Source organism: Leptospira weilii (assembly GCF_006874765.1).
In the GTDB taxonomy this organism is placed as follows: Bacteria; Spirochaetota; Leptospiria; order Leptospirales; family Leptospiraceae; genus Leptospira; species Leptospira weilii.
Map to the genome: position 1 here is coordinate 3,697,501 of NZ_CP040840.1, position 12,500 is coordinate 3,710,000.

The 12,500-nt window shown below is 40.2% G+C and carries 11 protein-coding genes and 1 pseudogene (2 of these 12 only partly in view); 3 read left to right on the forward strand and 9 right to left on the reverse strand.

The annotated features are described in order from the left end of the window. The 3 genes in view from FHG67_RS18070 to FHG67_RS18080 are tightly spaced (at most 18 nt apart) and all read right to left on the reverse strand, a layout consistent with a single transcriptional unit that may run on beyond the window. Nucleotides 1-461 carry the 5' portion of a tetratricopeptide repeat protein gene (locus FHG67_RS18070; protein ID WP_002627850.1) on the reverse strand. Its footprint begins 142 nt before the window's first position, so 461 of the gene's 603 nt are visible here — the first part of the coding sequence; the start codon lies at nt 459-461; its stop codon lies off the left edge, out of view. An 18-nt stretch (nt 462-479) separates the two neighbouring features. Next, on the reverse strand, nt 480-2,576 hold the full coding sequence (locus tag FHG67_RS18075) for a hypothetical protein (RefSeq protein ID WP_004500029.1): 2,097 nt from the start codon (nt 2,574-2,576) through the stop codon (nt 480-482). Next, nucleotides 2,573-3,505 (reverse strand): hypothetical protein, encoded by a 933-nt coding sequence (locus FHG67_RS18080; RefSeq protein ID WP_004500036.1) that lies wholly within the window; start codon nt 3,503-3,505, stop codon nt 2,573-2,575. Before FHG67_RS18080 ends, FHG67_RS18075 begins: the two co-directional genes overlap by 4 nt. Nucleotides 3,506-3,564: 59 nt before the next feature. Between FHG67_RS18080 and FHG67_RS18085 the strand changes: the two genes are divergently transcribed. Together FHG67_RS18085 and FHG67_RS18090 are read left to right on the forward strand one after the other, a co-directional pair. Continuing rightward, nucleotides 3,565-4,533: an alkaline phosphatase family protein gene (locus FHG67_RS18085; RefSeq protein ID WP_004500008.1), complete on the forward strand. Its 969-nt coding sequence runs from the start codon at nt 3,565-3,567 to the stop codon at nt 4,531-4,533. A 2-nt stretch (nt 4,534-4,535) separates the two neighbouring features. Further along, nucleotides 4,536-4,925: a pentapeptide repeat-containing protein gene (locus FHG67_RS18090; RefSeq protein ID WP_004500016.1), complete on the forward strand. Its 390-nt coding sequence runs from the start codon at nt 4,536-4,538 to the stop codon at nt 4,923-4,925. A gap of 47 nt (nt 4,926-4,972) precedes the next feature. On the opposite strand, the gene FHG67_RS18095 is transcribed toward FHG67_RS18090, so the two are convergent. Both FHG67_RS18095 and FHG67_RS18100 read right to left on the reverse strand, forming a co-directional pair. Further along, a complete protein-coding gene (locus tag FHG67_RS18095) occupies nt 4,973-6,109 on the reverse strand; it encodes a tetratricopeptide repeat protein (RefSeq protein ID WP_002627787.1) in 1,137 nt (378 codons plus the stop codon). Next, nucleotides 6,106-7,695: a hypothetical protein gene (locus FHG67_RS18100; protein WP_016759087.1), complete on the reverse strand. Its 1,590-nt coding sequence runs from the start codon at nt 7,693-7,695 to the stop codon at nt 6,106-6,108. The genes FHG67_RS18095 and FHG67_RS18100 overlap by 4 nt, the downstream gene beginning before the upstream one ends. Nucleotides 7,696-7,853: 158 nt before the next feature. Between FHG67_RS18100 and FHG67_RS18105 the strand changes: the two genes are divergently transcribed. Continuing rightward, nucleotides 7,854-8,516: a class I SAM-dependent methyltransferase gene (locus FHG67_RS18105; RefSeq protein ID WP_004497551.1), complete on the forward strand. Its 663-nt coding sequence runs from the start codon at nt 7,854-7,856 to the stop codon at nt 8,514-8,516. Nucleotides 8,517-8,676: 160 nt separating this feature from the next. Here the strand turns inward: FHG67_RS18105 and FHG67_RS18110 are convergent, their stop codons facing one another. The 4 genes and pseudogenes from FHG67_RS18110 to FHG67_RS18125 form a co-directional block, all read right to left on the reverse strand. Then, nucleotides 8,677-9,207, reverse strand: a complete 531-nt coding sequence (locus FHG67_RS18110) for a hypothetical protein (RefSeq protein WP_004500003.1) — start codon at nt 9,205-9,207, stop codon at nt 8,677-8,679. 102 nt (nt 9,208-9,309) lie between these two features. Then, a pseudogene (locus FHG67_RS18115) lies at nt 9,310-10,380 on the reverse strand (sugar transferase); the annotation flags it as partial. 144 nt (nt 10,381-10,524) lie between these two features. Next, a complete protein-coding gene (gene mtaB, locus FHG67_RS18120; protein ID WP_076621802.1) occupies nt 10,525-11,838 on the reverse strand; it encodes a tRNA (N(6)-L-threonylcarbamoyladenosine(37)-C(2))-methylthiotransferase MtaB in 1,314 nt (437 codons plus the stop codon). Further along, nucleotides 11,819-12,500 carry the 3' portion of a tetratricopeptide repeat protein gene (locus FHG67_RS18125; protein ID WP_142499871.1) on the reverse strand. Its footprint extends 107 nt past the window's final position, so the window shows 682 of its 789 coding nt (coding positions 108-789); its start codon lies beyond the right edge, outside the window; it ends in the stop codon at nt 11,819-11,821. The genes mtaB and FHG67_RS18125 overlap by 20 nt, the downstream gene beginning before the upstream one ends.

Genomic DNA, 12,500 nt, shown 5'->3' on the forward strand with positions numbered 1-12,500 from the left:
TTCTTAAAAATCTGAATCGCCCTATCCTCTCTTCCGGCATACCACTCTGACATCGCCCATAGAAAATGCCATTTGCCTAGATCGGGATCTCTCGGAGTCGCTTTGGAAAGATATTCCAAAACTCCCTCGAACGTTTTCGCCGCGAGAAAATAATTCTCTTTAATTTTCTTGAGCTTTTCCATCCTAGAAAAAACGTCCTCCGCATGTCCAGGGATTTCCAAATCCTTACGATAGAATAAGGCCCGCGCATACCAGAGTTTAACGGTCAAATCCGCGGGATTTTTTTCCACGAACTTTTGGAGATAGGGAATCGACTCCGTCTCTTCCTGAGCTTCGTTCATTTTGAGAATTTTTTCTTTAACCGCACGATTCCATTCTTTCCGATTCTCTTCGTTCGCAAAAATCGAAGAACAAAAAAATGCCAAGAACAAAAACCAGATTGATAAACGAATAAGAATCATAATGAAATCGAAAGAAATTTACAGGTATGTGAAAAGATTCTTTCCGTTTTTCGGATAAACGTCCACCGTAAAATCGTAGGCGTTTTCGGTTCGATCCATCAAAGAACGTATCCGTTCTTCCAAATCTTTTTTCGTGTATAAACCGAACGCTCCGACTCCGATTCCGAAGCACATATCTTCGGGATCGATAATTTCGAAAATTTGAGACATTACTTTTTTACGAAGCGATTCGAGTTTTTTAAAATCTTTTCCATGAAATTCAATTCGAAAAGACTTCATAAGTCCTCTTTCGCCGTCCGTTGCGATTCTCATCAAATGAATTCTGGAAGAAACGACGTCTCGTTTGTCTCGGAACAATTCCCCCAGAATTTTTCGATCGTGTTCCTCGAATGCCGGAATAACGGGTTCCAAAGAATGAAAGATCAAATTTTCGATTTCCTGAGCGTTCTCTTCCATAAGCGGATCTTTGAAAAATAGAAAAAATCGAAACGGAATTCCGAAATTGGACAATGGAATCGTAAGAATGGAAATACAAGATTCCAAATCAATCGGATCGAATTTTTTTCTAAAAAAACGATCCATCTTTTTTTCTTCAGTGATTTCGATGTGAGAATACGTTCCCAATTCTTTTCCGATGTATTGATCGTCGTAGAGAAAAATCATATTTTCGGACGTGCGTTCTTTCAGTCCGTAGGTTACAAAAGGGCTGTAACTTCCGTTTCTTCTATTGTAATAGTGGATCGAAAATCCGAAAAGTTTAAGGCTCGAAAACACAGAAGTATAGTATTTTAGAATAAACGAATATTCAGATTCTAACCCATAACTAAGCTCGTCCAAAACTTCCAAAATTTTTCTTCGGTCCCGAATCTGAAGAGTATTCAACCATTTCATATAACCCGGACCCAACTCCATATTGCGGGGCTTCGACTGCGATTCAGCGGTTTCTTCTACCGGAGAAAGGGATTTTTCACGGGTGGGTTCTCTCACTTTGGAGATCAAATCCTCCAATTCCGGAGTAAAAATTTCGGAACGTTTCTTTTCAATTTCAGGCGGAACAATCGTATGTGCTTTGAATTTTTCGGGGTCTCTTAAAAAAGCGGGGGAAATATAACCTTCTTTTTTTAACTCAAAAGGAAGGACAAAAATGGAAGGACCATCTTCCCGTTTGACTTCCTTCAGACTGATCGAAGGGTTATTTAAGTCTAAGTCCACTTCTTCCGAGGTTAAAGTTTGTATCTCTTCTACTTTGTCCTTTTCCTCTAACTCCAGAGTTTTTTGCTTCGCAGTTTGAAGTCTGTCGATTCCCTTCGAGATCTGTCCTACAATCTCCTGGATTTCTTTTCCTTCTTTACTCGTAAAAAGATTGCGCTTTATTCTTAGAACTCTGATCATTAGATCGATCAAAAATAGTATGGCGAGAAACCCCGAAAGGAATAAAAAGAAAAGCCCTTCACTTCCCGGTTTTAAAATGAGAATCCCCTTTAAAAAGCCGTAAGAATTTTCAGGCGTCGCGTAATAATACCCAATAAATGGAACGGAACCGATTTGAATCCGATGAACAGCGCTTTGGGATCGGTTCATCTCATCGATCAAAAGGAAAGAAATCCGACCCTTATTCAAGCCGTCATATTGTTTTCCGACTTCCACATAACCCCCGAATTTCAAGTCCGGAATCAACATGGATTCGGCTCCGGAAAAAGAAACACGAAACAAATCCTCTTTGAACTCGGCGAGAATCAATTTCTTCTCTTTAAGATTGGGAAGACAAAGTACCAAAGAGGGTTTTAAAAATAATAAACGACTTGTTCCCGCTTTTAAAATTTCCGCCAGAAGTTTTCCTTCCGCATCTTTGCGGGAAACGAGATCCGACTCCGCGACAAACTTCAAACCGGAAACGATCGGAAATTCCAACTGTAGATTTTCCAATTCCGAAGAAGAATTTATTTTACTAAGTCCCGCCTCAAGGCGGCGAAGCTCTTCGTTCAAATTCGAAAAAACGGATTTCATTTTAATTTTATAATATACTCCATCCGGAAAGTACGGCACGAGCATATAATAAAAAAAAGAAAGGACCGATACGGTTAAAATTGCAATTCTTAGCTTGAGTCCGGTCATGAAAAATCCCTTTTCAGAAGCAGTATAATCCTCAGAAAAATGTCCCTCAGCTTAAGAACTTTTTCCTTATGATCAAACTCCTTCTCCACTATAATCGATTGAACCAAAGTGGAGGATATGATTCCCAATCCGCAAGTTCCGAGTAAAAAGAACAGGAATACGAGAATCTGAAACAACTGTTTTGTTCTGGATCCCTTGTCATACGAAAGGAAAATCGTATGATCGCCGATTTTGTTTTTTTCCCAAAGAGGGCGGTCTTTCCATTCGATTGCGGGTTTATTGAACTCTGTCAGTATCTCCTCCAGATTATCCGGATAGTTAAGCGACCTAAGATCATTCGAGCCGATCAAAGAATTGTCTCCGATGTTTTCGGATTTAAAAATCCAATAGACCTGTTTATCTCTGATGTTAAACGGAAGCGATATATGTTTCCCCAAAATAAAACCCTTCATCCAGAGAAACCATTCTCCGTTTTTGCTTCGATAGATCGGAACTCCGGAACTGTCGAAGTTGATTTCAGAAGGTAAGATTTTCAAATCCCCTAAACGAAGATCCCCGTTAAAAATTTCTTTCGTCTCTTCACTGGAATATACGAGACGATACGACGAATCATATACTTTGATCGATTGCAGCCCCAAATCCTTTAGCAAACTTTTGCCAAGTTCCTTCGCTTCTCGCGGAAGGGAAAAAATTCGAATTGTATATTCTATTTTGGAACCCACCTCGAAAAAAGGAACTTTCTGGGCTTGCGACCAAACTTTTAAAAAGCCATCCCGCTTTAAAAATCCTTCGTTTCCTGCCGGATTCAAGGGAAACTTCATAGAAGATTCTTTCCACTCTTCTTTGAAAAAAGGAATGGAAACTGGAATCAGCCCTAATAGAATCAGAGTTAAAACCAAGGCGATTTTTCTATAAAAATGGGACGTCACTGCTCTTAGTATCGGCCCTTTTGGTCTAACCTGAAAGAAGAAAACCGAATAGAATATTTATGATCTTTTATATGTTTATCGATGGGGTCGGATTCGGACCCGACGATCCGGAAACAAATCCATTTTCCAGATACGCAAATTCGTTCTTCCTACCGCTTGCGGGGAAACCGATTCCGGAAAACGCCCCCGAATCGCTTAAAAATGCCATTTTCCTTAAAACAGATGCAAGTATGGGAATCAAAGGCCTTCCTCAAAGCGCCACCGGTCAGACTTCTCTTTGGACTGGAATCAACGCTTGCAAGGTACTCCAAAGACATCTAAGTGGGTTTCCCACATTTACACTCAAAAAAATCATTAGCAAATATTCCATCATTCGAGTTTTGGAAGAACACGGTTTTAAAGCAGATCTTCTGAATTGTTACACTCCCGCATTCAATGAGCACGTGAAAAAAAATCCCCGTCACCTTTCGGCTTCCACTTTAATTCAAATGGCGAGCGATAAACCCCTCAAGGGAATGGAAGATCTTCGTCAAGGCAAAGGCCTCTACATGGACATTACTCACGAATATCTGAAAGAATTTTCCAAAGGTTATCTGGACGATTCCGACGAATTGTTTCAAATTCGAGATCCGTATAAAACCGGGAAATCTATTATCCATAATTGCAAAGAGGATAATTATACCCTTTGTATTTATGAGTTTTTTCTAACGGACAAAGTAGGTCATAAGATGCACTGGGAAGCGGCCCAAAAATACATAGGGGAATTGGAAGCCTTTCTAACCGGAATATTAGAAGAATTGAATCCGGAAGAAGATCAATTGATCGTAACCTCCGACCACGGAAACATAGAGGATTTAAGCGTGGACGTTCACACACTCAACCAAGTTCCAACGATTCTTTACGGAAAATACACTTCACAAATGGAAAAAAAGATTCGATCGATTGTGGATATCCCTTCCGCAATCTACGACGTTTTAGGAATCGATATTGAACTCAGGGACGAGGAATTTATGAAGGAGGTTTTCTAAAAATGGTCTACGATCTTTCCGTTCAAGAATTCGTTCAGCTTATTAAAAAAGGGAAGAAAAAATTTACAAAAGTATCTATTGAGGATTTCCATTTTACGCTCAGAAACTACGATTTAGAAAACATAGAATTTAGAAATTCTTTCGTAAATATTAATTTAGAAAAATGCAATCTTAAAAATTCTAAATTCATTTCTTGTAATCTTAAAACCATTTCTATACGAAATTGCTCCATGGAGAATTGTTATATATCCGATTGTCACATAGAATCAATTGTAATTCTTGGAAGAAACATAAATCGAATTGTATTCGGAACGAATTACGCATACGGTGCGACTTTAAGTCCGGAAAAATGCTTGGTCTATATACAAAGTGAAATTCTTAAGAATCAATAGGTTCGAATTTATTTTATAGTTTGAAAATAAATTCTTTCTTTTAAATCTCAATCCAATCTTTCAATTTCCAAATCCTCTTTGCTCTTCGCCTTGTCGGATTCCTTATAATGAAGATTATCTTCCACTTGATCCAAAGATTCCTTTTTCCATGCGCTCGCTTTTCTTCCGACCGGAGAATCCGGATATCTATCCGAAGCTTCTTGAAATAAAGCCGCCGCCTTTTCATATTTTCCGCTTTTGAAATAGATCGTACCTTTGCGGAAAAGAGCCGTTTGATCCAAGGAACCGTCTTGATTTCCCAAAACTCGGTTTAAGTATTGAAGAGCGGAATCGGACTTGCCAATCGCTTCGTAACTTTCAGCGATATAAAACAAAGCCTGTTCTTCGGCTTTAGGACTAATTCCCATTTCAAGAGCTTTCTTGAAAGTGTCGATTGCCCCATAATACTGTTTACGAACGTAAAGTTGTCTTGCCTTCTCTAAGATTCCACTTCGAAATTCCGAAGTGACTTTTTCTTTTTCCGGATCAAAATAGAACCCGGCTTGGGCGTAGTCATCGTATACATCGTATGCGGACCAATCCTTTCCCATTCTGCGAAGGGATTTTCCCCAACGAACGCGCGCCTTTACATTTTCAGGATCCTCTTGCAACGCAAGAACATAGTTTTTACGAGAAAGATCGTAATTCCCCTTCTTCATATAATAGTCCGCAATGGCGGATAACGCATTAGAACGAAATTTTGAATCGGCGGAAATTCTGAGAACTTCCTCAAGATGTCCCTTTCCTTCCTCGTCTCGATTGAGTTGTAAAAGAAGATTTCCCATTGAATAAGCGACTTTAGAACGTTCATCTCTGGAAAGACCTTCTTTTTGGTTCAATTCACGATAGATTCCGAGAGCCAAAAGATTGTCTTGATTTCTTTCCAGGGCCCTTCCCATATCGTATTTCACTCGGAATGAATATTCCTCGGGAATCTCTTTCGCGGAAAGTTCGGAGAAGATGTCCACTGCTTTTTCAGCCGCACTGGGATTAGTTTGTTTTAAGTATTCCTCTCCTTCTTTAATTCTTTCGAGAACCGACATCCGTTTAGAACCCTCGTCTTGAACCGTAGTCTGGTAAACTCCGATTAAAAGACCGGCACAAATGAATAAAAATCCAGTAATTAAGATGATAGAGCGGTTCATGGATTTCCTCCGGAGATCCGAGACAGGCAACGCTTCGACCAAAATTCTGAGCGCTCTGTGTTATAAAATTTACTATCTTTATTGATGAAATACTTAAGGGCTTCTCGATAATTCCCTCTTTTATAGTAGGAGAGTCCAGTGAAAAATTTAGCTTTCCCTTTTAAGTACACGGAATTTCCGTCTTTAGCGTACGATTTCAAGTGGTGGATCGCGTCCGAGTATTCCTTTTTCCAGTAGGTTCTCTTCAAGATCCTATCGAGTTCGTCGTCGGTTCCGGAAAATTCTTCCTCCTCCTGTTTATCTTTAGGATTTTCTTCCTGTTGTTTATTTATCGTATCTTCTTCCTGCTGCTTATTTTCTACCGAATCTTCTTCCTGATTATCCTTTACTTTCGATTGTTCATTCTCTTCCGAATTTTGAACATTATTATTAATCGCAACAAAGGATTCATTTTCGACGAGATTGAATCCTTCCTTATCCTGATGTTTTACCGTAACTCCGAAATAAATTTTCGAGTCTAAAGATTTCATCCGAACCTGTGCTACCGTATCCGGGTGATTTATCTCGCCCAATTTACGGACACTTCCTCCGAGAAAAGTAGCGGTTCCGCCACTCAAGGGTTTGAGAGCCTGATATATCGTGTAAACCGTATTCGCATCCGCTTTTTCAGGGGCTTTCCATTCGAGTCTTACGTCAAGGTCTTCAACGGTTGCTTTAATATCTTTTACATGCATTTCATCTTCCGAATATTCAGAAGATGAAATATCGTTGGAACCATCCTTATTCGGATTTCCGATATAAAAAAATCGAGTAAAGGATTGTCCGTTTATCAGGGGTAAAACTTCTTTTGCACCGGATCGAACACTAACACCGTAATAGATCGTTCGAGATTTGTTCAGGTCCTGATCCAGGAACGTGGATTCGGGATGACTCAATTCGGTCAACTTTTCCGCTTTTCTCATCAAAGATAAGGAAGACATTGGTTCCGAAGAACGATAAACAGTATAAACGGTCGCGTTCGGAATCGCCTTTTCATACGGAGTCCAGTTCAATCGAAGATATTTGCCTTCTCTTTTAACCGTCAGATCGATCACTCTTGCGTCATCTGGAATTTCAGGAATTTTATTGTCTGCGTTCGAAACTCCCGGCGCAAGCGCGTGTTCTATGACGACCGGAACCGTTGTGAAGTTTTTTCCAGGAATCAGTTTGATCATATTCTTTTTAACGCGATGCGCTAAAACGACAGCGTAGTAATAAGTTCCCGGTTTGAGATTGTAATCGAAAATCTGAGTCACTCCCCCGGCGATTCCACTCGGATACTTACCCAACGAATCAGCAACCATACATTTCTCGGGAGTATCGATCATAGATGAAGCGCGAGCAACGATGATTTCACCGGTTTCTCTCGGGGCATCCCAAAAGATTCGAATCGAATTCTCATCCTTTTTTAAAATTTCCGCATGAATGGAATTCGCCACGCTATAATTCTCCACCTGATTCTGATTGAACGTGTTCTCCTGAGCTTTTGGAAAGGAAACCAACGTTATAAACGAGAATAGGAGCAATATACGAGTACGAATTTCCATAAAAGAATTGTCTTTGGTACTTATATCGACAGTCTAAACTGAGTAATTTAATACTCATTCGAAGAGAAATTAGTTTTAAATATGCAATAATAGAAGATTCATTATTTCGGATTTGACATTTCCGAAACGATCAATTAGACATAATCCAAGTAAGAATTATGAGCGATCTGGATTATTACGAAAACCCTGAATATCAGAATTTTCTGATTTCCAGCAAACGTCGCGAACTTACCCCTCCAGAAGTCGTATTCAAACACTTTAGTCTTAAAGAAGTGGCAAATTTGGTCGATTTCGGAATGGGACTCGGCTATTTTACTCTAGAGTTAAAAAAACAACTTCCCAAAGATGCTTGGATTTGGGGCGGGGAATGCCAACAAGACTTAATCGACGAAGTTCTTCATTGGAAAAACCGAGACGAGATTTCTAATTTCACTCCATTTTTTATCGAAAAATCGGACCATCCACTTTTACCGGAATGGATTCCAACACCCGATGCGGTTTTTGCATCTTTAGTTCTGTCCACATTTCCGGATCCTGGGCTTGCCATGGACGGACTTATACGCTCGATAAAAAGAGGAGGGAAATTGATTGTTTTAGACTGGGTGAAAAACGAATACGCAATCGGCCCAAAAATCAATGATAAGATTTCCTTAGATAAAATGAAATTCTTAGCCGAACTTTATCACTTGGATGTTGTAAAAAACATTCGGGTTTCCGAATATGTCTATGGCCTCGAAGTAATCGCAGGTAAAGACTTCGAATACGGATTTTACGATCTCAGAGAGGAAGAAGACATAACGGATGAATTCATTCGTTCGTAACTTTAGGGTCTGTCCCAAAACGTGAAACAATTGCAGCGATCCGCGGAGATTCCAATAAGATCGAATGGTTTTGGGACACGCGCTCTTAGGGAATTTTTATAAAAAAATCGAGAAAGTACAAATGATCCGAATAACCAACCTGAAAAAATTTTCAGTCAATTCATTTAAAAATGTACCAATAATTATTTCGAATAGGATCATAACCATAAACGTTTCCGTGGCTATCAGATACTCGGATAATTTGAGAATGGTCCCTATCACTTTCCGTGAAATCGACTCTTTCCAAAATCGGGAGTAGTCCTTTTCGAATTTTAAGAACCACAGTCCCGTCCGGAATGCAGTTATAGTGAAATAGGAATAATGTCTTTGGAGGTTTTTCTATAGGATATTCGACTATTTCTTCCAGGCAGCATACGAAACCTCCGTCTTTGAATTGATTCAAAATAAAAAAGAAGGAATAAAGAAATCCTAATATAACTAAAAAACCAACGCAAAGCCCGAAAGCCACTAAAGATCGTCTCCAAAAAACTTTTATGACAAAAAAGGAGAAATATAAAAGTAGAATGAAGTTTATTATGATCAGGAAGAAATTGATCCATTGGACATTTTTTTTCCAAGTCGGAATGAAGTCCAAAAAACCCACCACCATCAGAACGTGAAAAAATGCGGCTATAACAATGATTATCTTCATTTTGTAATCCGCTTTACCTTTTGAACCATCTTCGTTTTTTACATGGAATTTTCTCGGGCATCGCTCGTACAAGCGAACATTTCACATCAGTATTTTCAAGATTCATAATTTACTAATGTATTCTGAAGAAGAATCCAGTCCCTTCAAACCCAAACCTTCCATAATAAATTCCTCGGTGGAACGGGCAATCTCCTGAAATTTTTGAAACGTTTTCCAGTTCGAAATTCCCAATACACGAAACGTCTTTCTGTGATCCAAAATAACGGTGATATAAACGGCGAAAGCAATCGTTCTCCACAACAATCTGAAAATCGCTTTGGTAAAGAAGTTTCGGATTCGAATTCTGAAAAAATCACTGTGAAATTTCAGATGTTTTTCCTCATCCTTTATGATGTCCAACAACGCCGACTTTACGAGTCCGTTCGGAATTTTATCCACCAGTCTACGATAAAAACAAATTCCCACAACCTCCGCCGCGAGAAGAACCATCAGCTTCAATCGAACTCCGAGAAGCCTTCTCCCAAAATAAAACAATCGTTCCGTCCAATTGGATTCGATGAGGTTTCCTTTTAAGGCACGGACACATTCCCCCAGAATTCTTGCATGTCTTCCCTCTTCCTTTACGAAAAGTTTCAAAGCTTCTCTGTAAAAATCGTCGATTCCGAACAGGATGGTTTTATCGATTTCTTTCGCGATTCTTCCCTCCCCCGCTTCGCCTAACTGAAATATGGCGATAGAATAAGCGATGGATTGCATTTCATTCGTACGAAGATTCAAAATCTCCGAATCGATCTTCGGTAAAGGACGGGATTCGTTGTTCTTAAAGTGTTCTTTCCATTGTTTCCAACGAATTCCGATCTTTCTGTCCTTTAAAGATGCCTTTAGTCTTTCGCGGATTCTTTTTTTACCGAATACGTTGATCGCAAACGTCGATAAAACGATCTTCACATCCATTATAAAACTTTTTGAATTTAGATACGACCGATCGAAACAAAAAGAAGCCCTCGCACCCATTCCGGAATACAACTGAGAAAGTCCGGCGATCCCGGGATGAACCAACCAACGAACATCGTGAAATTTTCCGTTCCATTCCAAACGATCCACGTCATATTGTGTAAAAGGTCTAGGGCCTACGATTCCCATATCTCCGATCAAAATATTCCATATCTGAGGCGTTCGTCGAAATTTATCTTCCGGCTCAGGATTGAAGGAGTTCCTACATTCACGGGCGGATCTTATCCTTTAACGTGTGATTTTTGATAAAAAAGGATAAATTTCAGAAATATTTTCTCACGAAAGAAAATACAGATTTACTTTTTATCGGGAAACCTTACCGAAAAACGTCCCTTCCTTGTCTTCTTCCGTTTCGTAACTCCGAAGTTCCACGTTTAAGAATTGGCCTACTTTGAGACTTCTGAGTTCCGACTCGTTCAGTTTTACTTTGAGATAATTGTCCGTAACCGCAACGCCGCCTTGCTCCAGAATCGCCTCCCGGATCTTTCCGGTTTCGGAAATTGCGTATTTCTGATGCAAGTTTCTCGACAAAGCGTTGAGCGTGCAAACTCTTTCTTTTTTCGTTTCCTTGCTCACGGAATCGGGAAATGTTTCGGCTAACGTATTTCTTCTAACCGAAAAAGGAAACACATGAATCTTAGCAAAGCCGAGATCGCGGACCATAGAAACGCTGCTTTGAAACATTTCCTCGGTTTCACCGGGAAAACCTACGATCACGTCGGTTCCTAAGAATAAGCCCGGAACCTTTTTCTTGGCTGTTTCCACGCGTTTGCGAAAGGTATCTGGAGTATAGGTGCGTTTCATTCGTTTGAGAATTTCCGCGCTTCCGCTTTGAAGAGGAATGTGCAGAAACGGAGTAAAACGGGGATGTGTCATCAGCTCGGCGAGTTCGTTTCCCACATCGGGAGGTTCTATCGAAGAAATTCGAATTCTTGAATATTCTAAAATATTTAAGATGTCGCCGAGAATCTTGTTGAAGGCTTTTTTGTTTTCTCCGTCGCGAAACCATCCTAGGTTTACGCCGGTTAAAACGATTTCGCCCACTCCGTTGTCCTGCAAAAAGCGAACCTGATCTAAAACGTCCTGATAATTTCTGCTGACTCCAAGACCGCGCGCCTGAGGAATCTTGCAGTATGAACATTTACGGTTGCATCCGTCTTGAATTTTCAAATAAGCGCGTGTATGACCGTTCGGCAAAACATCCGAATAGGAAAATCGATCGTAGATTTTTCCGGCGAGTTCGCTTTCTTCGATCAACCCTCTCTTTTCGAGAATCATCGCAGGAAGTTTCGACTTCTCCGTATTTCCGACAACGCCCGCCACGCCTGGAATCGCTTCGATCGATTCGCGATCCGTTTCGGCGTAACAACCGGTAACCCAGATCTGAGAACCCGGAAATTTTTTGATCGCATTTCGAATCGCATTTCGATTTTTAGAATCGGCCTTATTCGTCACGGTGCAAGTATTGATGATGACTACTTCAGGATATTCTCCTACTTCTGCGGAACGAAATCCATATTTGCTCAAGGACGAAAACAAACCATCCGACTCGAAAAAGTTGAGCCTGCATCCGAGCGTGTTGAATAAAACGGTTTGTTCAGCTATTGGAGAGGGCATCGAGTTTTGCTTCGATTCTTCTTAAATTATCTTTAAAGTGGGAATTTTCAGGTTCGAGTTTCAGTGCGGATTCGATTTGCTCTTTTGCGGAGTTCAGGTAATTTTTCGCATTTGAATATTTGCCCTTTTTATTTTCCTGATTGGAAGCCTTCTCATAAACCAACGCAAGATTATTTAATACGTTCGCATTATTCGGAACAAGAGAGTTGGCCCATTTCAGACTTACTTCTGCTTTTTCTATACTTCCGAGATAGTAATAGATCTGTCCTTCCAACACCAAAGGGCGATAATCATTGGAATCTTCCGCCTTTAATTTTTCAGTGATACTAAGGGCATCTCTCGCTTTCCCGTTATAAAGAAGCGCAGTTCCGAAAAGAAGACGAATATCCTTATTACGCGGATTAAGTTCGAACGCGCGAGCTATCACTTGCAAACCGTCGAATTCCCTTCCGTTGTTTAAAAGATATCTTGTGTAATCCAAACTGACCGCCGTGTCTCCGGGTTTGATGGAAAGGGCTTCGGACCAATGAGAACCGGCGGACTTAGTCCTACCTAAAGCGAAATGACAATGGCCTGCAAGATAATGAGATTCATAAGAACGCTTTCCTTTTTCATGAAGAGCGCGAATAATTTCCAAAGATTTCTCGTAGTTCTTCGCTTCG

What these genes read in the sequence shown, in the direction of transcription:
- FHG67_RS18075 (WP_004500029.1), bottom strand. Translation starts at nt 2,576, where the DNA reads ATGACCGGACTCAAGCTAAGAATTGCAATTTTAACCGTATCGGTCCTT.
- FHG67_RS18085 (WP_004500008.1), top strand. Translation starts at nt 3,565, where the DNA reads ATGATCTTTTATATGTTTATCGATGGGGTCGGATTCGGACCCGACGAT.
- FHG67_RS18090 (WP_004500016.1), top strand. Translation starts at nt 4,536, where the DNA reads ATGGTCTACGATCTTTCCGTTCAAGAATTCGTTCAGCTTATTAAAAAA.
- FHG67_RS18095 (WP_002627787.1), bottom strand. Translation starts at nt 6,109, where the DNA reads ATGAACCGCTCTATCATCTTAATTACTGGATTTTTATTCATTTGTGCC.
- FHG67_RS18100 (WP_016759087.1), bottom strand. Translation starts at nt 7,695, where the DNA reads ATGGAAATTCGTACTCGTATATTGCTCCTATTCTCGTTTATAACGTTG.
- FHG67_RS18105 (WP_004497551.1), top strand. Translation starts at nt 7,854, where the DNA reads ATGAGCGATCTGGATTATTACGAAAACCCTGAATATCAGAATTTTCTG.
- FHG67_RS18110 (WP_004500003.1), bottom strand. Translation starts at nt 9,207, where the DNA reads ATGAAGATAATCATTGTTATAGCCGCATTTTTTCACGTTCTGATGGTG.
- mtaB (WP_076621802.1), bottom strand. Translation starts at nt 11,838, where the DNA reads ATGCCCTCTCCAATAGCTGAACAAACCGTTTTATTCAACACGCTCGGA.